Origin of the sequence: Zavarzinia aquatilis, assembly GCF_003173035.1 — a bacterium.
Lineage (GTDB): Bacteria > Pseudomonadota > Alphaproteobacteria > Zavarziniales > Zavarziniaceae > Zavarzinia > Zavarzinia aquatilis.
The window spans coordinates 170,684-193,436 of the sequence record NZ_QGLE01000007.1 but is presented as its reverse complement, the minus strand read 5'-3'; the positions used below and the strand labels follow the sequence as shown (position 1 = coordinate 193,436).

21 protein-coding genes and 1 riboswitch are annotated in these 22,753 nt (G+C 66.7%); of the genes, 13 read left to right on the top strand and 8 right to left on the bottom strand.

Going from position 1 to position 22,753, the window contains the following annotated elements; translation table 11 throughout:
* Positions 1-202 precede the first annotated feature (202 nt).
* Entirely contained in the window at positions 203-2,173 is a 1,971-nt protein-coding gene (locus DKG74_RS13530; RefSeq protein WP_109906664.1) for an autotransporter domain-containing protein, read from the top strand.
* Positions 2,174-2,225: 52 nt separating this feature from the next.
* On the opposite strand, the gene DKG74_RS13525 is transcribed toward DKG74_RS13530, so the two are convergent.
* On the bottom strand, positions 2,226-2,570 hold the full coding sequence (locus DKG74_RS13525; RefSeq protein WP_109906662.1) for an Mpo1-like protein: 345 nt from the start codon (positions 2,568-2,570) through the stop codon (positions 2,226-2,228).
* Positions 2,571-2,771: 201 nt separating this feature from the next.
* On the opposite strand from DKG74_RS13525, the gene DKG74_RS13520 reads away from it, so the two are divergent.
* The 5 genes from DKG74_RS13520 (at position 2,772) to DKG74_RS13500 (ending at position 10,143) form a co-directional block, all read left to right on the top strand.
* Positions 2,772-3,227 (top strand): MerR family transcriptional regulator, encoded by a 456-nt coding sequence (locus tag DKG74_RS13520; RefSeq protein WP_109906660.1) that lies wholly within the window; start codon positions 2,772-2,774, stop codon positions 3,225-3,227.
* Between the two features lie 273 nt (positions 3,228-3,500).
* Positions 3,501-5,288 (top strand): acyl-CoA dehydrogenase C-terminal domain-containing protein, encoded by a 1,788-nt coding sequence (locus DKG74_RS13515; protein WP_109906658.1) that lies wholly within the window; start codon positions 3,501-3,503, stop codon positions 5,286-5,288.
* A 142-nt stretch (positions 5,289-5,430) separates the two neighbouring features.
* Positions 5,431-6,576: an acyl-CoA dehydrogenase family protein gene (locus DKG74_RS13510; RefSeq protein ID WP_109906656.1), complete on the top strand. Its 1,146-nt coding sequence runs from the start codon at positions 5,431-5,433 to the stop codon at positions 6,574-6,576.
* A gap of 166 nt (positions 6,577-6,742) precedes the next feature.
* Positions 6,743-7,948 (top strand): acetyl-CoA C-acetyltransferase, encoded by a 1,206-nt coding sequence (locus DKG74_RS13505; protein WP_109906654.1) that lies wholly within the window; start codon positions 6,743-6,745, stop codon positions 7,946-7,948.
* Positions 7,949-7,965: 17 nt separating this feature from the next.
* Positions 7,966-10,143, top strand: coding sequence for a 3-hydroxyacyl-CoA dehydrogenase NAD-binding domain-containing protein (locus DKG74_RS13500; RefSeq protein ID WP_109906652.1), 2,178 nt, complete (start codon positions 7,966-7,968; stop codon positions 10,141-10,143).
* A gap of 76 nt (positions 10,144-10,219) precedes the next feature.
* Here the strand turns inward: DKG74_RS13500 and DKG74_RS13495 are convergent, their stop codons facing one another.
* The 4 genes from DKG74_RS13495 to DKG74_RS13480 form a co-directional block, all read right to left on the bottom strand.
* On the bottom strand, positions 10,220-10,537 hold the full coding sequence (locus DKG74_RS13495; RefSeq protein WP_133251591.1) for a hypothetical protein: 318 nt from the start codon (positions 10,535-10,537) through the stop codon (positions 10,220-10,222).
* 37 nt (positions 10,538-10,574) lie between these two features.
* On the bottom strand, positions 10,575-10,958 hold the full coding sequence (locus DKG74_RS13490) for a DUF7662 domain-containing protein (RefSeq protein ID WP_109906648.1): 384 nt from the start codon (positions 10,956-10,958) through the stop codon (positions 10,575-10,577).
* A 221-nt stretch (positions 10,959-11,179) separates the two neighbouring features.
* Entirely contained in the window at positions 11,180-11,896 is a 717-nt protein-coding gene (locus tag DKG74_RS13485; RefSeq protein WP_207779350.1) for a tRNA-uridine aminocarboxypropyltransferase, read from the bottom strand.
* Positions 11,897-11,939: 43 nt separating this feature from the next.
* A complete protein-coding gene (locus DKG74_RS13480; protein WP_109906646.1) occupies positions 11,940-12,857 on the bottom strand; it encodes a phytanoyl-CoA dioxygenase family protein in 918 nt (305 codons plus the stop codon).
* A 168-nt stretch (positions 12,858-13,025) separates the two neighbouring features.
* Positions 13,026-13,115: riboswitch (glycine riboswitch) on the top strand.
* A 170-nt stretch (positions 13,116-13,285) separates the two neighbouring features.
* Between DKG74_RS13480 and gcvT the strand changes: the two genes are divergently transcribed.
* The 5 genes from gcvT to DKG74_RS13455 all read left to right on the top strand — a co-directional run bounded on the left by gcvT (position 13,286) and on the right by DKG74_RS13455 (position 18,641).
* A complete protein-coding gene (gcvT, locus tag DKG74_RS13475; RefSeq protein WP_243404131.1) occupies positions 13,286-14,410 on the top strand; it encodes a glycine cleavage system aminomethyltransferase GcvT in 1,125 nt (374 codons plus the stop codon).
* Positions 14,411-14,419: 9 nt separating this feature from the next.
* Positions 14,420-14,794 (top strand): glycine cleavage system protein GcvH, encoded by a 375-nt coding sequence (gene gcvH, locus DKG74_RS13470; RefSeq protein WP_109906642.1) that lies wholly within the window; start codon positions 14,420-14,422, stop codon positions 14,792-14,794.
* Between the two features lie 15 nt (positions 14,795-14,809).
* Positions 14,810-16,156 (top strand): aminomethyl-transferring glycine dehydrogenase subunit GcvPA, encoded by a 1,347-nt coding sequence (gene gcvPA / locus DKG74_RS13465; protein WP_109906640.1) that lies wholly within the window; start codon positions 14,810-14,812, stop codon positions 16,154-16,156.
* Positions 16,156-17,706, top strand: coding sequence for an aminomethyl-transferring glycine dehydrogenase subunit GcvPB (gene gcvPB / locus DKG74_RS13460; RefSeq protein ID WP_207779358.1), 1,551 nt, complete (start codon positions 16,156-16,158; stop codon positions 17,704-17,706). Before gcvPA ends, gcvPB begins: the two co-directional genes overlap by 1 nt.
* 92 nt (positions 17,707-17,798) lie before the next feature.
* Positions 17,799-18,641 (top strand): TonB family protein, encoded by an 843-nt coding sequence (locus tag DKG74_RS13455; protein ID WP_165837674.1) that lies wholly within the window; start codon positions 17,799-17,801, stop codon positions 18,639-18,641.
* A 20-nt stretch (positions 18,642-18,661) separates the two neighbouring features.
* On the opposite strand, the gene DKG74_RS13450 is transcribed toward DKG74_RS13455, so the two are convergent.
* From DKG74_RS13450 to phnF, 3 genes are all read right to left on the bottom strand, one after another.
* A complete protein-coding gene (locus DKG74_RS13450; RefSeq protein ID WP_109906634.1) occupies positions 18,662-19,243 on the bottom strand; it encodes a hypothetical protein in 582 nt (193 codons plus the stop codon).
* A 211-nt stretch (positions 19,244-19,454) separates the two neighbouring features.
* Positions 19,455-20,645: an alpha-D-ribose 1-methylphosphonate 5-triphosphate diphosphatase gene (locus DKG74_RS13445; RefSeq protein WP_279340878.1), complete on the bottom strand. Its 1,191-nt coding sequence runs from the start codon at positions 20,643-20,645 to the stop codon at positions 19,455-19,457.
* A 253-nt stretch (positions 20,646-20,898) separates the two neighbouring features.
* A complete protein-coding gene (phnF, locus tag DKG74_RS13440) occupies positions 20,899-21,639 on the bottom strand; it encodes a phosphonate metabolism transcriptional regulator PhnF (protein WP_109906630.1) in 741 nt (246 codons plus the stop codon).
* Between the two features lie 77 nt (positions 21,640-21,716).
* Here phnF and phnG point away from each other — a divergent pair, with 77 nt between their 5' ends.
* Positions 21,717-22,166 (top strand): phosphonate C-P lyase system protein PhnG, encoded by a 450-nt coding sequence (phnG, locus tag DKG74_RS13435; RefSeq protein WP_109906628.1) that lies wholly within the window; start codon positions 21,717-21,719, stop codon positions 22,164-22,166.
* Positions 22,159-22,746 (top strand): phosphonate C-P lyase system protein PhnH, encoded by a 588-nt coding sequence (phnH, locus tag DKG74_RS13430; RefSeq protein ID WP_109906626.1) that lies wholly within the window; start codon positions 22,159-22,161, stop codon positions 22,744-22,746. The genes phnG and phnH overlap by 8 nt, the downstream gene beginning before the upstream one ends.
* Positions 22,747-22,753 lie beyond the last annotated feature (7 nt).

The following is a 22,753-nucleotide window of genomic DNA, read 5'->3' as shown; positions in this document are numbered from 1 at the left end:
CGGCTTCCTGAAATTTGCGCTTGGATTTGGCGCGGGAACACCGTCCAATGAATTGCCTGTCTGTTGGGCAGGCGAGTTTTGTTGCCTTTGTTTTGCTCACCCGACGGTCGTGTCCAGCCTGGAGAGGGGTTTCCGGGGCGGGGTCGCGCGAAAGCCGGGCTTTCGGCTCCGCGGGCGCGGCCGGGGTTAACTGGGGGTATCCATGCGCAAGTCGATCCTGCGCGGCCTCGCGGTCGCGGTTCTGCCCTTTGCCGCCGCTCCATCGGCGTTGGCCGACGAATTCGGCGCGTTTTCCCTGACCACGCTGGAGACGTTGACGACGACTTACGCCGGCCGTCACACCGGCACTGCCGCCTTCGAGGGCGCGGCGGACTGGATGGTCGGCCGCTTTGAGGCTTCGGGTCTTTCCGTCACGCGCCAGTCCTTCACCACGCGGCGCGGCCTGACCTCGCAGAATGTGATCACCAGCATCGCGGGCACCGGCAGCGACTTCATCCTCGTCGGGGCGCATTTCGATTCGGCGCCGCAGCGCGCGGGCTATACCGGACCCGCGCTGCAGGGGGTGGACGACAATGGCTCGGGCGCCTCGGTGCTGACCGAACTGGCCGCCCATATGTCCGGCCTGTCGCTGGAAACCGGCCTCGTCTTCAACGCCTTCGGCGCCGAGGAGACGGGCCTTGAAGGCTCGCAGGCGTATCGCGATTCGCTGACGCCGGAGGAATTGGCCAACCTGAAGGGCATGATCAATATCGACAGCCTGATCACCGGCGACTTCATGTATGCCCATGCCGGTTACAACTACCTCGCCAATCCGGCGCTGAAGTCCTACTGGACGCGCATCCACGCCATCGCCGATGAACTGGGCATCGACCTGCGCAGCAATCCCGGACTCAATCCGGACTATCCGGTCGACACCGGCTGCTGTTCCGACGCCGCCGTGTTCGAGGATCTCGACATTCCGGTGCTCTGGCTCGAATCGACCAATTGGGACATCGGCGATCTCGACGGTTACGAACAGACCACCAACCCGGCGATCCCGGGGGGCGCGACCTGGCACAATCCCGCCCTCGACAATTGGGAGGTACTGACCGCCGCCTTCGGCGAAGATCGCATCCCCGACCGGCTGGAGGCCTATTCCCTGCTGCTGACCCGGCTGCTGGTCGAATTGACCGGGGCCGATCTTCTCGCCTCCGCCTCGTCCGGCGGCTCCACCGCCTATCTGTCGGCGGATCACGTCGTCCGCTATGGCGATGCCTTCGACGCCGCGGTCGACCGGCTGTCCCTGTCGATCCTCGATCATCCGCGCGATGTCGGCGCCTTCACCCTGTCGGTCGGCATCGAAGGGGGGCTGGCGCCGTCCGGCGGTTTCGATGACCGCCTGGATATCGACGGCGCCGCCTCGGGCCGCGCCCTCGTCCATGGAGATTATCAGGTCGGGCCGCTGTTCAATCTGGCCGCCGATCTTCAGGTCGCGCGCAATCGCGACGACGGTGGAGCGGGAGGCAGCCTGTCGTCGACCTCGGTCACCGGCGGTGTCAGCGCGCTCTATGGCTCCGGCATCTCGCCCTGGGCGCTCGCCGCGCTGTCCGCGGCCTATGGCGACCTGTCGGGCACGCGCGCCTTCCACATGACTTCGGGCCTCGGCGCGACCCTGCTCGACCAACGTTTCGCCTATGACACCGATGCCGTGAGCTATGGCGCCCGGCTGCAGGGTGGGCATGACTTCGATCTGGGCGGTTTCGCCCTCGGCCCCGTGGTCGGCCTCGACTATGCCCACTACCGGGTCGGCGGCTATGCGGAGGACCAGAGCCTGCGCACCGCCCTGGCCTTCGAGGCGATGGACTTCGATTCGGCCGAGGCGACGGCGGGTGTCCGCCTGCGCGGCACCGTCGCGCTCGGCGGCGGTCTCGCCCTGTCGCCCTACGGCTCGCTGCTCTATGTCCAGGAACTGGCCGACGGCCGGCCGGAGGATGTGGTCGTGCGCGCCGCGGGCGACGGTGTCGCGCGCAAGGTGACATTCGCCGATGCGGATGATTCCTATGGCCGGGCGCGGCTCGGCGCTTCCCTTGGCCTTGGCGAGGGGGTGGGCACCTATGTCGAGATCGGCACCCGCATCGGCCATGACGATGGCGCCCAGACCGGGGTCACGGCGGGTCTCGGCCTGACCTTCTGATGGCAAAGGGGCAGGGGCGCGGCCATCGGTCCGCCCCTGCCTCGGCTTTCGCTCAGTCGATCACCCCGGCCGCGCGCAGGTGGCGGGGCAGCCGACCGGTCAGCCACAGGAAGAACATCCGGTAATCGGAAACCAGCGACCATAAGGGATAGGTGAAGGTCGCCGGCCGGTTCTTCTCGATGCCGAAATGGCTGAGCCAGGCGAAGAAATAGCCGGCCAGCGGCATCCCCAGCAGCCACCAGAAATTACCCGTCGCGATGGCCCCGGCGAGGAAGCCGAAGGTCAGGCCCGTGCCCACATAGTGAAAGCCGCGGGTCGCCGGCTTCGCATGTTCCTGCAGGTAGTAGGGAAAGAAATCGTCGTAGCGCTCGATCCGCGCCGGCCGGTTGCCCGCCATGCCCCAGTTCCTCCGTTTTTGCATGGCCCGCCCGCGAGGGCGCGGCCCACTTCCGCCATGTTTCGCCCGTGTGATCACATTCGCAATAGTCGTTCAATCCTGGTGTGCGGTGCAGCATAATCTTTCGTCCCTGACAAATTACCAGTTGACGTTAACGTCAACGTCACCTATGAATGCGCCACGTTCGGAGGAGACGATCGAATGAAGGCAGGGGCTGAACCCGCGGGATCGAAGACCTATTCGATCACCCAGCTGTCGGAAGAATTCAGCATCACGCCCCGCGCCATCCGCTTCTACGAGGACCGGGGGCTGCTGCACCCCCGCCGGGACGGCCAGACCCGGATCTATTCCCAGCGCGACTGGGTGCGCCTGCTGCTGATCCTGCGCGGCAAGCGGGTCGGCTTCTCGCTCGCCGAACTGCGCGAGATCCTCGACCTCTACGACCTCGGCGACGGCCAGACCGAACAGATCCGCCGCACGCTGGAAACCGCGCGGGCGAAGATGGTCAGCCTGGAGCGTCAGCGGCAGGACATCGACCAGACCATTTCCGAGCTGAAGACCGCCTGCGGCCATTTCGAGAACCTGCTGGTCGAGCGCGGCATCGACCCCCATATGCCGTTGCCGGCCCAGCGTCGGCGCCGGGCGGGGGCGGCCTGACCATGGCCGGTTTCCGGCCGCGATATCCCGGCGCCCGGCGGTCTCGCCATTCGCGCCGACAATCTTCGGATGGCCGCATGATCGGCTATTCCGTCAACCTGGCGACGTTCCGCGACGGCACGCCCAAAATACTGACAAAAATGTCTGCAAAGCCTCTTGAAGTGTCATCGTCTTCCCGTTATGGCGATGGCAGCCCGACGACCCGCCGTCGGCGGCCGGCCCCCGGGGCCGCCGCCCGCTGTCGCCGGACCCTGGCAGTCTGAGGAGAGACCCATGCCCACCTATAAGGCGCCCGTCGACGACATCCGCTTCGTCCTGCATGACGTGCTCAACATCGAGAAATACTCCAACCTTCCGGGCTTCGCCGACGCCCCCAAGGACGTCGTCGACGCCATCCTGGAAGAGGGCGCCAAGCTGTGCGAGCGCGTCCTCGCGCCGCTGAACCAGCCGGGCGACCAGGAAGGCTGCAAGATCGAGGACGGCGTGGTGACCACGCCCAAGGGCTTCAAGGAAGCCTACAAGACCTTCGTCGAGGGCGGCTGGCCCGGCATCACCTCCGACCCCGCCTATGGCGGCCAGGGGATGCCCTATGTCCTCGGCTTCGCGCTGAACGAATTCGTCTCCTCGTCCAACATGGCTTTCGGCATGTATCCGGGCCTGTCCCACGGCGCCTATGAGGCGATCCACGTCTGGGGCACCGACGAGCAGCGCGAGACCTATCTGCCGAAGCTGGTGACCGGCGAATGGACCGGCACCATGAACCTGACCGAGCCGCATTGCGGTACCGACCTCGGCCTGCTGCGCACCCGCGCCGAGCCGCAGGCCGATGGTACCTACAAGATCACCGGCACCAAGATCTTCATCTCGGCCGGCGAGCAGGATCTGTCGGACAACATCATCCATCTCGTCCTCGCCAAGATCCCCGGCGGGCCGGAAGGCGTGAAGGGCATCTCGCTCTTCATCGTGCCGAAGTTCATGGTCAATGCCGACGGCTCGCTCGGCGCCCGCAACGCGGTGAAGGCCGGCAACATCGAACACAAGATGGGCATCTGCGCCAACGCGACCTGCGTCATGAACTACGACGGCGCGACCGGCTTCCTGATCGGCGAGGCGCACAAGGGCCTGCGCGCCATGTTCACCATGATGAACGCGGCCCGTCTCGGCGTCGGCGTGCAGGGCCTGTCCCAGGCCGAGGTGGCGTATCAGAACGCCGCCGCCTATGCCAAGGAGCGCCTGCAGATGCGCTCGATCTCGGGCACCAAGTTCCCCGAGAAGCCGGCCGATCCGATCATCGTCCACCCGGACGTGCGCCGGATGCTGCTGTCGATCCGCGCCTTCGTCGAGGGCGCCCGCGCCTTCTACCTGTGGACCGGCCTGAAGATCGACCTCGCCCACCGCGACCCGGACGCTTCGGTGCGTGAAGCCAACGACGATATCGTCGCCCTGGTGACGCCGGTCGTTAAGGGTTACCTGACCGACAAGGGCTTCGAGTCCGCGGTCAACGCCCAGCAGGTCTTCGGCGGCCATGGCTACATCAAGGAATGGGGGATGGAGCAGTTCGTTCGCGACGCCCGCATCACCCAGATCTACGAAGGCGCCAATGGCGTGCAGGCGCTCGACCTCGTCGGCCGCAAGCTCGGCCAGAACGGCGGTCGCGGCCTGATGTCCTATATCGGCGAAGTCGAGAAGTTCCTCGCCGACAACGAGGGCAACGCCGACCTGAAGCCCTTCCTCGAGGGTCTGCGCGCGGCGACCAACGACCTGCGCGACGGCGCCATGTGGTTCATGCAGAACGGCCTGACCAACCCGGACAATGCCGGCGCGGGCTCGGTCGACTACATGCACCTCTTCGGTATCCAGGTCCTCGCCTACATGTGGTCGCAGATGGCCAAGGTGGCGATCGAGGCCAAGGCGGCCGGCACGGCGACCGAATTCCACGACAACAAGCTGGTCGTCGGGCGTTTCTTCATCGCCCGCATCGTTCCGGATACCGCCTCGCTGCTGGCGAAGCTGTCGACCGGCGCGGACACGATCATGGCCCTCGACGCGGCCAATTTCTGATCTTCGCTGACGCGGAGGAGAGAGGGGGAGGCGGTGTGGCCAGCGCCGTCTTCCCCGACAATATCAAAGGGAACGCGGCGCCGGGCGAGACGTCCGGCGCCGGGGAAATGAAAACAAAACAACCTGGCAGAGGAGAGACGTCATGTTCGAGCGCACCCTGAGGCTCAGCGAAGAAGACCGGATGGTGTATGACAACGCACTGAAGTTTTTCGAGCGCGAATGCGTGCCCCACAATGCGCGCTGGGCCGAGCAGGGCGTCATCGACCGGGAAGCCTGGGAAAAGGCGGGTGAAGCCGGTCTCCTCTGCGCCACTATGCCGCCGGAATACGGCGGCTCGGGCCTCAATTTCCGCGCCTCCGCCATGCTGATGGAAGCGCAGATCGAAGCGGGCAGCGCCGGCCCCGGCTTCTCGCTGCATTCCGATATCGTCGCGCCCTATATCTATGCCTATGGCACCGAGGAACAGAAGCAGCGCTGGCTGCCGCGCATGGCCACGGGCGAGCTGATCGGCGCCATCGCCATGACCGAGCCGGGCGCCGGTTCCGACCTGCAGGGCGTGCGCACAACGGCCAAGAAGGACGGCAACCAATATGTCGTCAACGGCCAGAAGACCTTCATCACCAATGGCCAGCTGGCCAATCTGATCATCGTCGTTTCCAAGACCGACCCGACCAAGGGCGCCCATGGCACCTCGCTGATCGTCGTCGAGACCGACGAAGTCGAGGGCTTCCGCCGCGGCCGCAACCTCGACAAGGTCGGCATGGCGGCGCAGGACACGTCGGAGCTGTTCTTCGACGAGGTTCGCGTGCCGATGACCAATCTGCTCGGCACCGAGGAAGGCCAGGGCTTCATCCAGCTGATGCAGCAGCTGCCGTCCGAGCGCCTGCAGATCGGCGTGACCGCGATCAAGACCGTCGAGAAGGCGCTCGAGATCACGACCAAATACACCAAGGAGCGCCAGGCTTTCGGCAAGCCCGTGTTCAGCTTCCAGAACACCCGCTTCAAGCTGGCCGAGATCGCGACCGAGGCCCGCATCGGCCGCATCTTCGTCGATCACTGCATCGAGCTGCTGGTCGAGGACAAGCTCGACGTCCAGACCGCGGCCATGGCCAAGTGGTGGTGCTCCGAGCTGCAGTGCAAGGTCGTCGACGAGTGCCTGCAGCTCCATGGCGGCTATGGTTACATGATGGAATATCCCATCGCGCAGATGTTCGTGAACGGCCGCATCCAGAAGATCTACGGCGGCACCAACGAAATCATGAAGGAACTGATCAGCCGGATGCTCTGAGCGGCTGGCCTGGCTTGTAGTTCAATCGTCGCCCCGGCGAAGGCCGGGGCCTCGAGACGGGAGGGAGCCTCTTCCTGTGAGAGATCCCGGCCTTCGCCGGGATGACGAACGGGTGGAGCGGATTTACGTCGCGAGCGACGAAAACCAATAGATGAGGAGAAAGACAATGGCCGACGCATATATCCTCGACGCGGTGCGCACGCCGCGCGGCAAGGGCAAGAAGGACGGCTCGCTTCACGAAGTGACCTCCCTGCACCTCGCGACCACGGTGCTGAAGGCGATCCGCGACCGTAACAACCTCGATACCGCGATGGTCGAGGACGTCGTTCTCGGCTGCGTCGAGCCGGTGGGCGAGCAGGGCGCGGACATCGCCCGTATCGCCGTCCTCAACGCCGACTACGCCGAGACGACCGCCGGCGTGCAGGTCAACCGCTTCTGCGCCTCGGGCCTCGAAGCCACCAACATGGCGGCGGCGCAGGTCATGTCGGGTCAGAGCCCGATGTCGATCGGCGGCGGCGTCGAAGCCATGAGCCGCGTGCCCATGGGCACCTCGGGCGGCGCCTGGCCGATGGATCCGCAGATCGCCTTCAAGTCCTATTTCGCCCCGCAGGGCATTTCGGCCGACCTGATCGCGACCAAATACGGCTTCTCGCGCGATGATGTTGACGCCTACGCGATCGAGAGCCAGAAGCGTGCCAAGCATTCCTGGGACAACGGCTATTTCAAGAATTCCGTCGTCCCCGTGAAGGACATCAACGGCCTGACCATCCTCGACCATGACGAGCACATGCGCCCGGACGCGACCATGCAGTCGCTCGCCTCGCTGCAGCCGTCCTTCGCCATGTTCGGCGAGATGGCCTTCGACGGCGTCGTCCAGCTGCGCTACCCGGAAGTCGAGAAGGTGAACCACGTCCACCACGCCGGTAACTCCTCGGGTATCGTCGACGGCGCCTCCGCCGTCCTCGTCGGCACCAAGGAAGCCGCCGCCGCCGCCGGCATCCGCCCGCGCGCCCGCATCCGCAGCTTCACCTCGATCGGCTCCGAGCCTTCGATCATGCTGACCGGCCCCTCGGCCGCGGCCGAACGCGCCCTGAAGCGCGCCGGCATGAAGGCGACCGACATCGACCTTTACGAGCTGAACGAAGCCTTCGCCGCTGTCGTGCTGCGCTTCATGCAGGCGCTGGACGTCCCGCACGAGAAAATGAACGTGAACGGCGGCGCCATCGCCATGGGCCATCCGCTCGGCGCGACCGGCGGCATGATCCTCGGCACCGTGCTCGACGAGCTGGAGCGCCGCGACCTCAACACCGCCCTGATCACCCTCTGCGTCGGCGCCGGCATGGGCACCGCCACCATCATCGAGCGCGTCTGATCGCCGGGATTGAAACCATGAGCAACAACATCAATTACAACGTCGACGCCGACGGTATCGCCACCATCACCTGGGACATGGCCGGCCGTTCCATGAACGTGCTGAACGAGTCCTCGATCCGCGACTTCGCGGACGCGACCGAGAAGGCGATCAGCGATCCGGCCGTGAAGGGCGTGATCATCACCTCGGCCAAGGATGCCTTCCTCGCCGGTGCCGATCTCGACATGCTGGTGAAGACCGCGTTCGGCCCCAAGGACGCCAAGGCCCTGACCGAGAATTCGGGCACGCTGCAGCGTATCTTCCGCCGTTACGAAACCGCGGGTAAGCCCTTCGTCGCCGCGATCAACGGCACGGCGCTGGGCGGCGGTCTCGAAATCACCCTGGCCTGCCACTACCGCATCGCCGCCGACAATCCGAAGACCAAGCTCGGCCTGCCGGAAGTGAAGGTCGGCCTGCTGCCGGGCGCCGGCGGCACCCAGCGCCTGCCGCGCATCATTGGCCTCGCCAAGGCCCTGCCGCTGCTGCTCCAGGGCAAGGAACTCGACCCAAAGAAGGCGCTGGCGGAAGGCATCGTCAACGAGGTCGTGCCGGCCGACCAGCTGCTGGCCCGGGCCAAGGAATACCTCCTCGGCACGCCGCTGAGCGCCCAGCCGTGGGACGACAAGAAGTTCAAGATCCCCGGCGGCGCGGTCTATTCGCCCGGCGGCGCCCAGACCATGATGGGCGGCATCGCCATGTCGCATAAGGAAAGCTTCGGCAATTATCCGGCGATCAAGGCGATCCTGTCCTGCGTCTACGAAGGCCTGCAGGTGCCCTTCGAGGCGGCTCTGCGCATCGAGACCCGTTACTTCGTCTCGCTGCTGATCGACCCGACCGCGGGCAACATGATCCGCACCCTGTTCATCTCCATGCAGGAGCTGAACAAGGGCGTGCGCCGGCCGCAGGGTGAGCCCGCGACCGACGTGAAGAAGCTCGGCATCCTCGGCGCCGGCATGATGGGCGCGGGCATCGCCTATGTCTCGGCCATGGCCGGGATCGAATGCGTGCTGCTCGACCAGACCATCGAGGCGGCCGAAAAGGGCAAGGCCTATTCCACCAACCTGCTCGACAAGGCCATCTCGCGCGGCAAGTCGACGCCGGAGAAGAAGGAAAAGCACCTTGCCCTGATCAAGACCACCACGGACCATGCCGATCTCGCCGGCTGCGACCTGGTGATCGAGGCGGTGTTCGAGAACCGCGACGTGAAGGCGGAAGCGACCCGCAAGACCGAGGCCGTGATCCCCGCGACCGCGATCTATGCCTCCAACACCTCGACCCTGCCGATCTCGGGCCTCGCCGAGGCTTCGGTCCGGCCGGAGAGCTTCATCGGCATCCACTTCTTCTCGCCCGTCGACAAGATGATGCTGGTCGAGATCATCATGGGCAAGCAGACGAACCAGCGCGCCCTCGCGGTCGCGATGGATTACGTCAAGAAGATCCGCAAGACCCCGATCGTCGTCAACGACAGTCGCGGCTTCTACACCAGCCGCTGCTTCGGCACCTATGTCAACGAGGGCATCGAGATGCTGGCGGAAGGCATCGCCCCCGCCATCATCGACAATGTCGGCCGCGCCACGGGTATGCCCCGCGGCCCGCTCGAGATGAACGACGACGTCGCGCTCGACCTCGGCCACAAGGTGCGCACCCAGACCCGCAAGGACCTGGGCGCCGCCTATGAGGCCACCCCGGCCGACGACATCGTGGAAACCCTGGTGGTCAAGCTCGGCCGCTACGGCCGCAAGAACGGCAAGGGCTTCTACGAATACCCGGCCGACGGCAAGAAGTACCTGTGGGAAGGCCTCGCCGAGCTGGCCCCGGTGAAGATCACCGAAGGCACGCCCGAGCTGATCAAGGAAATCCGCACCCGTCTCCTGTTCCGGCAGGCGGTGGAAGCGGCGCGCTGCGTCGAGGAAGGCGTGACCACCGACGTCCGCGATTCCGACGTCGGCTCGATCCTGGCCTGGGGCTTCGCGCCCTGGACCGGCGGCCCGCTGTCGCTGATCGACCGCGTCGGCGTCGCCGAGTTCGTCAAGCAGTGCGACACCTTCGCGGCCAAATACGGCAAGCGCTACACCCCGCCCCAGCTCCTCCGCGACATGGCGGCCAAGGGCGAGACCTTCTACCAGACGGCGAAACTCGCCGCCGCCGCCGAGTAATCCTCGGCAGTAGAAACGGAAAGGCCGGCGGGGCAACCCGCCGGCCTTTTTCGTTTGGCGTGGTCACTAATCGCTGTCACGCTGGCACTCGATAGTGCAATTGCTCCAGTCTTCTCTGGGCTGTTGCCAATTGGTCGTCAGTGAACAGGTGGCGCCATTTCTTGTCGAGTACGAGGCATTCCATGGAGTGCTGCAAACAGCCCTTCAAGCACAGCTCGGTCAGGCCGTTCGAAATATCACCTGCAGAAAGGAGCCGCTTTGCGGCCTCCAGCCCACCGATGCGGTCGACAAGCTGGAGGAAGCGGGTTGCGCGGTAACCGCTCACACGCTGCACAGAGAAGTAGACGTTTCGCATTTCGAGATGGAACGCCTTGGTTTCCGTTGTCGTCGCCATCGCTGTCATCTCCTTTTCGGTAATAACTAGTGATTAATCAGGCGCGGATGGTAATTTCTATCTGGTCCTCTCTGACGCCGAAAAGCTGTGCGAGGCCGGCTTTGGCCTCTGCGATGGTTAGAGAAGGGGGCTTTGCAGCTGGCTCAGGCACCTTGTCCAGGTTGCTTTCCTCGCCGCCGCAGTATCGGAAAGTCACTCGCTGGCCTTTGAGGTCCAGGTCGGTCGTTTTCCAGCCTGCGCTCTGCCATGCCAAGCTTTGTGTGTGGCCGACACCCGTCTGGTTGGCCCACCAGGCAGGATAGTTATAGGCGCTGCTGGGAAGCGGGAAGCCCAGAATATGGGAAATTTCATCGAAGCTGGCAGTCCAGACGGACGTGTCCAGCCTGGCGAGATGGAAGGAAAGTTCGCTGTATTTCGACATGGGGATCTCCGTTGTCGGCGATCCCTTTATTCCTTGAAGGGTCGATGGTGTCAATAGTGAAAAACTATGTATGTATAAAATATTCTCGTAAGTATGTTTCGCCGCCAGCCCAGAATCCCTGGTGGATATCCGCAGGATGCAGTGAAGGAGGGCTGGCGCGTAGCCGGAATTTGAGGAGCGCTACACCTATTCTGAGTGCCCCCAAACCTGCCTCATCCCCCCTACCGTTTCCCCGGCCGTCGGCGCCAGTCCTTCTTGGGCTGGGCGCCCTTGTAGGCGGCGAGGAGCTTGTCGAAGCTGGCGCGCATGGGGGCTTCGAGGGCCGGGTTCTTCTCGAGGCGGGAGATGAGGACGGCGGCGGATTCGAGGGTGGAGAGGGCTTCCTTCCGCGGCTCTTTCCGCAGGCGGCCGTAGGCGCTCGGGGTCGTCGGGTTCAGGACGAGGCGGCGGCACTTGAGGACCCAGGGGTTGCGCCACCACAGGGTCTTGGCCTGCGACCAGCTGCCGTCGAGCAGGATGACACCGTCGAGGCTGGCGAGGGCGCTCTTCTGGTCGGGCAGGGGCTGGCTCTTGGCATCGACCGCGACCACCTCGCGCCCCTCGGGCATGTCGGCCATGGCGGCGGAGCCAAGGTAAAGGATCGCCCAGCGCCCGGGATCGACCGGCCGGCCCAGCGCCTTGGCGAGGCTGGGCCAGGACAGGCCGATCTTCACCTGCGCCTTCTGCAGGTGCAGGGCGGCGAGGCGGGCGGTGCCCAGCGCCTCGGTCTTTTCCTGGGGATATTGCAGGATCAGCAGCTCGATCCGGTTGGGCATCGGCTCGATCCCCTCGCAGATGCAGAGGGGCGGGCGCTTGCCGCAGCGCGGGCAGGGCTCGGGCAGGGCAGCGGGATCGGTCGGCTTTTCGGCGGCGGCGTCGGTCATGATGGCGCGGATCATGCCGTATCGCGGCGGCGGCGTCACGCTTTGCCGGCGGCGGGCCTCAGCGCCGGATCAGGCCGAAGGGCCAGGGCCGCACCGTGCCATAGAGCGCGAGGCGCCGCGTGCCGGGCAGGGCATCGCCCCTGCGGTGAAAGCCGAGCGTGTCGGCCATCACGAGGCTGTTGGCTGGCACGGTGACGGGCAGGGGCGCCGGCAGGCCGAGGCCGGCCAGCTCCTCCGCCCCGATGCGGAAGGCGCCCTCGGTGCCGATGATGCCGACCTTGTGCGCGGCGCTGGCGCGGATCGCCCGCATCTCCTCCCAACGCAGACGGGCCGGGGTCAGGCGGTGACTGCCGGGGACATAGACGAAGGGCCCGTCGTCGGCCGTCACCGGGTCGATGAAATACCAGAACTTGATGTTGCTGAAGAATGTGTCGCGGTGCAGGACCTTCTGGTCGTCCGGGGTGCGGGCCTCGTCGCCGTTCACGGTCAGATACAGGCGGATGTTGCGCGCCGGGATCGCCGCGCCGAGGCGGGAGCGGGCGAGGGCGGCCAGCCGCGGCTCCCGCGTGAAGGCGGCGAGCGCGGGCGAGCGGCCGGGGTCGATGGTGACGAAGCGGTTCAGCGTGCCGCCGTCGAAACGGTCGAAGCCCCAGGGCGCCTTGCTGCGGGCACCGAAGCCGCGCTGTTCGTTTTCGGAAATGGGCGTATGGGCCTCGCTGGCGGCAAGGCTGGCCCGCGCTTCCGCCGCGACGGCGGAGAAGGCGTCCGGCGGCAGGAAATCGGGCACGACGGCGAAACCCTGTTCGGCGAAGGCTTTCGTATAGGGATCGGGAGCGATGCGGCACTGGGCGCTGCGCATCCGGGCGCAGAAATCCGCCGCCATCATGCGCCGGCGATGCAGGCCCCGGGCGTTCAGGCCGGCATGGGCGATCCAGCGGTCCTCGAAACTCTTCGTCGATGTCAGGATCGACCACATGGCGATATCGCGCGTCCCCCTTCAGCTGGCGCCAATGTCTTAGCACGAAGCCGCTGTGGAAGGGCAGACACAGGCCGCCGATTTCGCGCAAGGCCGCGTGTCCGGCATTGACGGGCGCTTGGCGGCCCCTATTCTGTCCGGGTCGGGACCGCCGAATCCCGGCAGTATATACCCCTTGAGGGAGAGACCGGGGCTTGCCCCGGCGCCGAAGGAGCAACCGCCCCGGAAACTCTCAGGCAAAAGGACCGCAAGGGGGACGGCACTCTGGAAAGCAGGGGCGGCGGCATGATGCCGGCGCGACCTCACCCAAGGGGTAAGCCGATGGACGGGCTCTTCGCCGCCATCCGGTCAATCTCTCAGGTTCTCCGACAGAGGGGGCGGTCCGGGCGCGATCCGTCCGGATGGCAACCCTATTCCGGAGATCCCCCTTGGGCCATGACGACGCTCTGAAATACACGCCGCTCTACGACCTGCACCTCGAACTCGGGGGCAAGATGGTGCCCTTCGCCGGCTATGCCATGCCGGTGCAATATCCCACGGGCATTCTCGCCGAACACAAGGCGACGCGGGAGGGCGCGGGCCTGTTCGATGTCTCGCACATGGGCCAGGCCTATCTCGAGGGACCGGAGGTCGCCGCGCTGATCGAGACGCTGGTGCCCGGCGACATCAAGGGGCTGAAGCCCGGCCAGATCCGCTACAGCCTGCTGATGGCGGACGACGGCGGCATTCTCGACGATCTGATGATCACGCGGCCCATCGACGATGCGGACGGCACCCGGCTGTTCCTCGTCGTCAACGCCGCCTGCAAGGATCAGGATTTCGCCCATATCGCGGCGCGGCTGGCGGGCAAGGCGGTGCTGACGAGGCTCGACGACCGGGCGCTGCTGGCGTTGCAGGGGCCAAAGGCGGCGGCGCTGATGGCGGGCCTTGGTCCTGCGGCCAATGGCCTCAGCTTCATGACCGCGGCGCCTGTCGATGTCGCCGGCATTCCCTGTCTCGTCTCCCGCTCGGGCTATACGGGCGAGGATGGTTACGAGATTTCCGTGCCGGCGGACCGGGCGGTCGACCTCGCGCGCGCCCTGCTGGCGGCGGGGGCGGCGCCCATCGGCCTTGGCGCCCGCGACAGCCTGCGCCTCGAGGCCGGGCTCTGCCTCTATGGCCATGATATCGACACCACGACCGATCCCATCGAAGCCTCGCTGGCCTGGGTGGTGCCGAAGCGCCGCCGGGAAGAGGCGAATTTCCCCGGCGCCGCGCGGGTACTGGCCGCGCTGCGCGACGGCGTCGCGCGCAAGCGTGTCGGCATCAAGCCGCTCGGCCGCGCCCCGGCCCGGGAGGGCACGGTGGTCGCCCGGCCCGGCGGCGGCGATGCGGTCGGCATCGTCACCTCGGGCGGTTTCGGGCCGACGGTGGAAGGCCCCGTCGCCATGGGCTACGTCCCGCCCGACCTCGCCAAACCCGGAACCCCCATCGACCTCGTGGTGCGCGGCAAGCCGCTGCCCGCCGAAGTGGTCGCGCTTCCCTTCACCCCCCATCGCTACGCCAAGGCTTGAGAGACCGACATGACCGTGAAATTTACCAAGGACCACGAGTGGATCGCCGTCTCCGGCACGACCGGCCGGGTGGGCATCACCGTCTATGCCCAAAGCCAGCTCGGCGACCTCGTCTATGTCGAGGTGCCGGCCATCGGCAAGGCCCTGACCAAGGGCGGCGAGGCGGCGGTGGTCGAATCCGTCAAGGCGGCGTCGGAAGTCTATGCCCCGGTCTCGGGCAAGGTGACGGCGGCCAATGATGCTCTGGCCGATGCGCCGGAGACGGTGAATGCCGATGCCGAGGGCGAAGGCTGGCTCTACGAGATGGAGATCGCCGATCCGGCCGAGCTGGGCGACCTGATGGACCGGGCGGGTTATGACGCCTATGTCGAAACCCTGCACTGATCCGGGGACGGTTCCATGCGTTACCTGCCCCTGACCGGGGATGACCGCGCCGAGATGCTGGCGGCGATCGGCGCTCCCTCGGTCGACGATCTGTTCCGCGACGTGCCCGAGGCGGCGCGCCTGTCCGGCCCGGTGGACCTGCCCCGTCACCTCGGCGAATTCGAGGTCGAACAGGCGATATCCGCCATGGCGGCCAAGAGCCGGCATTCCGGCGTCATGGCCAGTTTCCTCGGCGCCGGCGCCTATCGCCACCATATCCCGGCGGCGGTCGATCACCTGATCCAGCGTTCGGAATTCCTGACGTCCTATACGCCCTATCAGCCGGAAATCGCCCAAGGCACGCTGCAGTATCTGTTCGAGTTCCAGACCCAGGTCGCGCTGCTGACCGGCATGGAGGTCGCCAATGCCTCGATGTACGACGGCTCGACCGCCTGCGCCGAGGCGGTGGAAATGGCCCGGCGCGTCACCGGACGGCACCGGGTCGTGCTCTCGGGCAATCTGCATCCCCATTATGCCGAGGTGATCCGCACCCTCGCCGCCCTGCATGGGACTGAAGTGGTCTCGAAGCCGGCGGCGCCGGGGGGTGAGGGCGACCTCTCGGGCGATGTCGACGGCGGCACCGCCTGCGTCGTCGTGCAATATCCCGATGTCTTCGGTCATGTCACCGATTTCACCGCCCTCGCCAAGGCGGTGCAGGGTGCGGGCGCCCTGCTGATCGTCGCCGTGACCGAGGTGGTCGCGCTCGGCGCGCTGGTGCCGCCGGGGGCGATGGGCGCCGATATCGTCGTCGGCGAAGGGCAGGGGCTGGGCGTTGGCCTGCAATATGGCGGGCCTTACCTCGGCCTGTTCGCCGCGCGGGCGAAATTCGTCCGCCAGATGCCGGGCCGCCTGTGCGGCGAGACGGTGGATGCCACGGGCCGGCGCGGCTTCGTGCTCACCCTGTCGACCCGCGAGCAGCATATCCGGCGGGAAAAGGCGACCTCGAACATCTGTACCAATTCGGGTCTCTGCTCGCTCGCCTTCACCATCCATCTCTCCCTGCTGGGGGAGGCGGGGCTGGTGAAGCTGGCGGCGCTCAATCACGCGCGGGCGGTCACGCTGGCCGATGCGCTGGCCGGCGTTCCCGGGGTGAAGCTGCTGAACCAGAGTTTCTTCAACGAATTCACCCTGCGCCTGCCCAAGGCGGCGGCACCCGTCGTCGAGGGGCTGGTCGCGCGCGGCATCCTCGGCGGTGTGCCGGGGGCGCGGCTGTGGCCGGGCGATCCGGCGGCGGACGATCTGCTGATCGTGGCCGCGACCGAAACCAACAGCGAGGCGGAGATTGCCGCCTTCGCCAAAGCTCTCGCCGAGGTGCTGGCATGATGAACCGTCAGGGCAGGCCCAGCACGCCGGGCGAAGCCTCTTCGGGCGCGGTCGATACCGTGCTCGGCCATCGCGGCCTCGATCACGAGGAAGCCTTGATCTTCGAGCAGGGGCAGGCGGGGCGCAGCGGCGTCGACCTGCCGGAGGTGCCGGCGGTCACAAGCCGCCTTGGCAATCTCGCGCGGAAAGGGCCGATCGGCCTGCCCGGCCTGTCCGAGCCGCAGGTGGTGCGCCACTACGTCCGCCTGTCGCGGCGGAATTATGCCATCGACATGGGGCTCTATCCGCTCGGCTCCTGCACCATGAAGCACAATCCGCGCCTGAACGAGAAACTGGCGCGGTTGCCCGGTTTCGCCGATCTGCACCCGCTCGCCCCGCTGTCGACGACGGAGGGCGCGGTCGAGGTCATGGGCGTGCTCGCCCACTGGCTGAAGGTGCTGACCGGAATGCCGGCAGTGGCCTTGACCCCCAAGGCCGGCGCCCATGGCGAATTGTGCGGCATCATGGCGATCCGCGCCGCCCATGTCGCCAGGGGCGAGGGCGAGACGCGGAAACGCATCCTCGTGCCCGAAAGCGCCCATGGCACCAACCCGGCGACCGCCGCCTATTGCGGCTTCACCGTCGATCCGGTGCCGGCGACGGCGGAAGGAAGGGTGGACCTTGCCGCGCTGAAGGCGAAGCTGGGGCCGGATGTCGCCGCGATCATGCTGACCAACCCCAACACCTGCGGGCTGTTCGAGCGTGATATCAGGGAGATTGCCGAGGCCGTTCATGGGGTTGGCGGCTATTTCTACTGTGACGGGGCAAATTTCAACGCCATCGTCGGCCGGGTGCGCCCGGGCGATCTCGGCGTCGATGCCATGCACATCAACCTGCACAAGACCTTCTCCACCCCCCATGGCGGTGGCGGTCCGGGGGCGGGTCCGGTCGTCCTCTCGGCCGCTTTGGCGCCCTTCGCGCCCTTGCCCTGGGTCGTGGAAAAGGACGGGCGTTTCGCGCTGGTCGAAGACGACAAGGGCCAGAGCTTCGGCCGCATGGCCGCCTTCAACGGCCAGATGGGCATGTTCAGCCGCGCCCTCGCCTATATGATGAGCCATGGCGCCGATGGCCTGGCGCAGGCCGCGAGCGACGCCGTGCTCTCGGCCAATTACATCCAGGCGCGGCTGTCCGACGTGATGACCGCGGCCTTCGACGGCCCCTGTATGCATGAGGCGCTGTTCGACGACCGGTTCCTGAAGGACACGGGCGTCACCACCCTCGACTTCGCCAAGGCGATGATCGACGAGGGCTATCATCCGATGACCATGTATTTCCCGCTGGTCGTCCATGGCGCGATGCTGATCGAGCCGACGGAATCGGAATCGAAGGAAAGCCTCGACGAATTCATCGCCGTGATGCGTCGCCTCGCGGAAGCCGCCCGGGCGGGCGAAGTCGACCGCTTCACCGGCGCGCCGCATTACGCCCCGCGCCGCCGCCTCGACGAGACGCTGGCGGCGCGAAAGCCCGTGCTGCGCTGGACCCCGCCGGCCCCTGCCCAGGCGGCGGAGTAACCGCATCGAACCGCCCCGGTCGCCGGCCGGGGCGGTTCGATACTCGTTTTGGTTATGATTTCATGCGATCATGCTACCGAAGCGGGGTGCGCATGATGTCTCTGAAGCCTGTCGTCGTCGCGGCTTGTGTTGTCCTCCCGCTCGCCTGCGGCAAGGCGGCTTGGGCCGATGGTGGGACGAAAGGCGCATTGCCGACCAGGGTGAGCTCGGAGAATTCGCTGTCGCTCTCCGAATCCAGACTGCGGAACGCCTGGGAGGACGACGTCATGACGCATGTGCGCGACGCGCTGGTGTCTGCCGGCGGCCCTGAAATGGTCGATCAGGCCGGCACCGTCACGCTGGGGCTCACCGTCAGTCGCTTCGGCGGTATTCGCGCTTGCAGGGTCGTGGACAGCAGCGGCGACAGTACCCTCGATGATCACGCGGTGAAGACGGTCTGCGCCTTGGACTTGCCGCCCATGCCGGCGCGCCTGTCCATAGAGATGGCCGAACTCAGCCTGCCTCTCGTTTTCGATGGGGAGCGGCCGCCGGAAGTCGTGCGGCAGCAGGACTGGAGCATCGCCGCGGATCAGAAAGAAATCCTGGGCTTCGGCTACATCATTTCCGTGAATAATGGTGCGGGCGATCCCATGGAGGAGAGTCCGCTGATGAGAGGCTGGGTGGATGAGTTCGTAAAGCTTCTGCAGGATACGCTCGTCTATCCGCCGCGCGCCCGGATCGCCCGGCCCAGCGGCACCGTGGTCGTCGAGTTCACCGTGGAGGCGACGGGCAAGGTCAAGGATTGCGTATTGGCGGGCAAGAGCGGCAGCGACACGCTCGACAACTACATGATGGAAACGATCTGCGACCTTGAAATGCCGCCCCTTCCCGCGGACCTCGGCATCAGCGAGGTCCGCCTGCGGCTGCCGCAGACCTTTGAGTTCAGGCAGTATTGAGCCCCGCGGCCTGACATGGTCTAGGTCTCCGCGCGCAGGTGTCGCCCCCGAAGCCGCCAGGTGATGACGGCGGCGAGAATACCGCTGACGATGCCGCCGGCCGGCCCCAGGAAGAACAGCACGCCCATGCTGGTCGCGCCCTCGCGGTCGAAGAAAGCGGTCGCCTCGGCCCAGATCATGTAACCGAGGACGATGGCGAGATAACCGGCGATCCAGCCGCCGATAAAGCCGAGCACGGACAAGAGGAAGCGCCCGCCATTCTGGCCCCGGTGCGGCACCGGCTGGCGCAGGGCGGGAAAGCCGGGCGGCGGCGGGATCGCGCGGTCGTGGCCTTCGGTGATCACCAGATGTTCCGGCCCGAAGGCGCTGTAGACCGCCGAAAGCGCCCCCGGCACTTCGCCGATGCGGGTCTTGTCGATCAGCGAGGCCATGAATTTCGCCTTGGCCTCAATGCCGAATTCCCGGGCGATCTCGGTGTCGAAGAATTCCAGCCGGCTCGCGGCGTGGAATTGCAGCATCGGATGCTCGCGCCGCAACCGCGCCAGCAGAGCCTCCGTCTGGTCGGGAGGTAGCGCGGAATGCCCGAAATAGTCGATGGCCACGATGACGATCCGATTGCCGATAGGGGCGCAAGGATAGTCGGGTGGTGAAAGAGGCGCGGTGACGCCGGTCACAGGGGCGACGTTCTCCCTCTCCGCCCTTCGGGAAGGAGAGGGCGGGGCGAGGTGGGGCGGGAGGCCACGCGGGCGTTGCAGGACGGTGTTTCCCTCCTCACCCAACCCTCTCCTCCGGGGAGGAGGGGGCCTTTTCCGTTCAGAACCCTGCGGCCAGCAGCCGGTTGGCCTGGAACACCGGCCGTCCCGCGACGACGGTGGCCATGACGCGGGGCAGGGCTGGTTGTTCGTCGTCGACGAGGACGAAATCGGCGCGGGCGCCGGGGCGAATGCTGCCCCGGTCGGTCATGCCGGCGGCATGGGCGGGATTGGCCGAGATCAGGGCCCAGGCCTTGTGGAAGGGCAGCACGCCTTCCCGGGCGAGGCGGAAGGCGGCGTGAAGCAGGGACGGGTAGTAATAGTCGGAGGCGAGGATCTGGCACATGCCCTGTTCGATCATCGGCGTCGCCCCGATGGAGCCATTGTGGCTGCCGCCGCGCATCACATTGGGCGCGCCGAGCACGATGGGATCGCCCAGGTCGCGCGCCGTCGCTGCCGCATCCACCGTCTTCGGGAATTCGCTGATGCCGCAGCCGAGGGCGTGGAACTGCTGGCGCATCTGGGCCGTCTCGTCGTCGTGGCTGGCGCTGGCGATGCGCGCCCTGGCGGCGGCGCGGGCGAGCCGGCGGTTGGCGTCGGGCACTTCGGCGCGACGCTCCCATACCCGGCGCAGCAGGGCGGTGAAATCCTCGACCGAGAGATGGGCGCGCTCGGCATATTTCTGCAGGCGGACCGGCGTGTTGATGCGGGCGTGGATTTCCGGCGTGTGGTCGTTGAAGGCGAGCAGGCGCACGCTGCCCTCGGCCAGCCAGTCGATGATTTCGTCGACCGCGTCGAGATTGAAGGTCTCGTGGCGCAGGTGGATATGGGTGTCGGCGGCGAGGCGGGGTTTCATCGTGGTGATGGCGTCGCGCAGGCGGTAGGCCATCTCGCGCCCGCGCAGGCCCGGCTCCCACGACCAGGTGATGGCGTGGAAGGCGGTGGTGATGCCGTTGCCGACGACCTGGAGATCGGTTTCCTGCAGCGCGACGGCGAGCGAAACTTCGACCCCCGGGCGCGGCATGATCTGCCGCTCGAAGGCATCGCCATGCAGGTCGACGATGCCGGGCAGCACCAGAAGGCCGCGCGCGTCGATCACGCGGTGCGCGCAAAGGCCTGTTGCCCTTGTCGGCCCGGCGATCCTGCCGCCTTCGATGGCGAGCGAGCCTTCCTCGATCGTGCCGTCGGGCCAGAGAATGCGGCCCCCCCTGATTTCGACGCGCATCGGCGTGTCTGCTCCAAAGCTGTTCATGATCGACCCTAGCGGCTTTGAGTTGCAGGGCAGTGACAAAAGGAAGCGGATGATCCACCCGGCGTCACGAAATCGGATAGTGCTTCGCGATCGCCAGATTTTCCCTAAAGCCCTGTAAAGCAAGGATGTATGTGGATGGATGCCGGCATTCATCCATGGATTTGCGTCTTTCCTTCACCTCGACGTCACGAAAATATCATTCTAGTCGTCTAGATGTATTGGGGCCGGCGCGGAGCCGGCGGAGTTTCGTATGTCAGGCGTCGTTCTCCAGCACGAACTGCACCCGGGGACCGGAGAATCGGCTGTAGCCGAATTCGATGGCGATGCCGGCACGGTCGATGTTGACCGCCTCGGTGACCAGGATCGGCTGGTTGCGCGGTTGCTGCAGCAGATGGGCGTCGGCCTGATCGGGCATCTGCGCCATGATGCGTGTAACCTTTCGCGTGTAATCGTCGATGCCGCGTTCCGACAGCGCCCTGGTGATGGAGCCGAGGCGGCGGTAATCCTCGACGATGCCATCGAAGCGCGCCTTGGGGAAATAATGGGCGCCGACGCTCATCGGCCGGCCGTCGGCGAAGGACAGGGTTTCGAGCAGGATCACCGGCTTTCCGGCGCGAAGGCCAAGGGGCTTGGCGATGCGGGCCGGCGCCGGCATCTCGACCCCGCGCAGGAAGGTGGAGCCGGGCGTGCGGTCCATCTTGCGCAGGTTTTCCGACAGGCGGATGCGCTGGCCGAGGGCGTAGTCGATCACATCCTCGGCGACGAAAGTGCCGCGCCCCTGTTCGATGCGGACGGCGCCCGCCTCCTGCAAGGCGGCGACGGCGCGGCGCAAGGTGTGGCGGTTGACCCGGAAGCGGGCGGCGAGGGCGGCTTCCGGCGGCAGTTGCTCCCCCGGTTTCACCACGCCGCGGGTGATTTCGTCCTGCAGGGCCTGGGCGATCTGCGCCCAGATGGCGAGGCCGCGGCCCCGCTCCGTCTCGACCACCGGCACCATTCATCCCCCTTGCTGGCCACGCTGCCTGCGGGCATCCTAGATACATCTAGACGACTAGACAAGATGGCGAACGCGCGATGACGACGGAAGACATGACCGAGGAACGCCGCCGCTGGCTCGCCGTGCTGGCGCGGGCGCCTGGTGACGAGCTGGCGGCGGCGGTCGAAGGGGCGGGGGCGCCGCCCTGCCGCGTGGTGCGGGCGGCGGAAACCGGCCTCGTCATGGTGCGTGGGCGGGCCGGCGGCACGGGGGAGCGTTTCAATCTCGGCGAAATGACCGTCTCGCGCTGTACCGTCACCGACGACGAGGGGCGCCTGGGCGTCGGCTGGATCGCGGGCCGTGACAAGCGCAAGGCCGAGGCGGTCGCCCGGCTCGATCTGCTGTTGCAGCGGCCGGAGGGCGCCCTGCTGAAGGCGCGGGTGGTCGCGCCGCTGGCGGCGGCCCAGGCCGCGACGCGCGAGGCCCGCGCGGCGAAAGCGGCGGCAACGAAAGTGGAGTTCTTCACGATGGTGCGCGGCGATGTCTGAAATGGCCCTGATCGACGGTCTCGCCAGCGGTTTCGCCGACGAGACCTTGCAGGCGCAGGCCGCCTTTCGCCTGATCCTCGACGCCATGGCCCGGCCCGGCCGCATTCAGCGCCTGACGCAGCCGGCGCTCGCGCCCCAAGGCCTGTCCCCGGCGGCGGCCAGCGTGCTTGCCGCGCTCGCCGATGGCGACACGCCGGTTCATGTGCCGGCGACGCCGGCCTTGCGCGGCTTTGTCGCCGGGCGGCTGGGCGCGCCGCTGGCGGGCGAGGGGGAGGCGGCTTTCGCCGTCGTTGCGGCGGCCGGACTGTTGCCGCTTACCCGTTTCGCCGCCGGCAGCGATGCCATGCCCGACCAGTCGGCGACGGTGATCGTCGAGGTTTCGGCGCTCGGCAGCGGGCCGGTGCTTTCCCTGCGCGGGCCGGGCATCCGCGAGGTCGAACAGCTCGCGGTCGAGGGCCTGCCGGAAGGCTTCGCCGCGGCCTGGGCGGCGCAGCGGGCGCTGTTTCCACGCGGCGTCGATCTTGTCCTGTGTTGTGGCGACCGGCTGGCGGCCCTGCCGCGCAGCACGCGCATAGTGTAGGGGGCGG

What these genes read in the sequence shown, in the direction of transcription:
- gcvPA (WP_109906640.1), top strand. Translation starts at nt 14,810, where the DNA reads ATGCGTTACCTGCCCCTGACCGGGGATGACCGCGCCGAGATGCTGGCG.
- DKG74_RS13500 (WP_109906652.1), top strand. Translation starts at nt 7,966, where the DNA reads ATGAGCAACAACATCAATTACAACGTCGACGCCGACGGTATCGCCACC.
- DKG74_RS13495 (WP_133251591.1), bottom strand. Translation starts at nt 10,537, where the DNA reads ATGGCGACGACAACGGAAACCAAGGCGTTCCATCTCGAAATGCGAAAC.
- gcvPB (WP_207779358.1), top strand. Translation starts at nt 16,156, where the DNA reads ATGAACCGTCAGGGCAGGCCCAGCACGCCGGGCGAAGCCTCTTCGGGC.
- DKG74_RS13480 (WP_109906646.1), bottom strand. Translation starts at nt 12,857, where the DNA reads ATGTGGTCGATCCTGACATCGACGAAGAGTTTCGAGGACCGCTGGATC.
- phnG (WP_109906628.1), top strand. Translation starts at nt 21,717, where the DNA reads ATGACGACGGAAGACATGACCGAGGAACGCCGCCGCTGGCTCGCCGTG.
- DKG74_RS13455 (WP_165837674.1), top strand. Translation starts at nt 17,799, where the DNA reads ATGATGTCTCTGAAGCCTGTCGTCGTCGCGGCTTGTGTTGTCCTCCCG.
- DKG74_RS13445 (WP_279340878.1), bottom strand. Translation starts at nt 20,645, where the DNA reads ATGAACAGCTTTGGAGCAGACACGCCGATGCGCGTCGAAATCAGGGGG.
- DKG74_RS13510 (WP_109906656.1), top strand. Translation starts at nt 5,431, where the DNA reads ATGTTCGAGCGCACCCTGAGGCTCAGCGAAGAAGACCGGATGGTGTAT.
- DKG74_RS13505 (WP_109906654.1), top strand. Translation starts at nt 6,743, where the DNA reads ATGGCCGACGCATATATCCTCGACGCGGTGCGCACGCCGCGCGGCAAG.
- DKG74_RS13530 (WP_109906664.1), top strand. Translation starts at nt 203, where the DNA reads ATGCGCAAGTCGATCCTGCGCGGCCTCGCGGTCGCGGTTCTGCCCTTT.
- DKG74_RS13525 (WP_109906662.1), bottom strand. Translation starts at nt 2,570, where the DNA reads ATGGCGGGCAACCGGCCGGCGCGGATCGAGCGCTACGACGATTTCTTT.
- phnF (WP_109906630.1), bottom strand. Translation starts at nt 21,639, where the DNA reads ATGGTGCCGGTGGTCGAGACGGAGCGGGGCCGCGGCCTCGCCATCTGG.
- DKG74_RS13490 (WP_109906648.1), bottom strand. Translation starts at nt 10,958, where the DNA reads ATGTCGAAATACAGCGAACTTTCCTTCCATCTCGCCAGGCTGGACACG.
- DKG74_RS13485 (WP_207779350.1), bottom strand. Translation starts at nt 11,896, where the DNA reads ATGATCCGCGCCATCATGACCGACGCCGCCGCCGAAAAGCCGACCGAT.
- phnH (WP_109906626.1), top strand. Translation starts at nt 22,159, where the DNA reads ATGTCTGAAATGGCCCTGATCGACGGTCTCGCCAGCGGTTTCGCCGAC.
- DKG74_RS13515 (WP_109906658.1), top strand. Translation starts at nt 3,501, where the DNA reads ATGCCCACCTATAAGGCGCCCGTCGACGACATCCGCTTCGTCCTGCAT.
- DKG74_RS13520 (WP_109906660.1), top strand. Translation starts at nt 2,772, where the DNA reads ATGAAGGCAGGGGCTGAACCCGCGGGATCGAAGACCTATTCGATCACC.
- gcvH (WP_109906642.1), top strand. Translation starts at nt 14,420, where the DNA reads ATGACCGTGAAATTTACCAAGGACCACGAGTGGATCGCCGTCTCCGGC.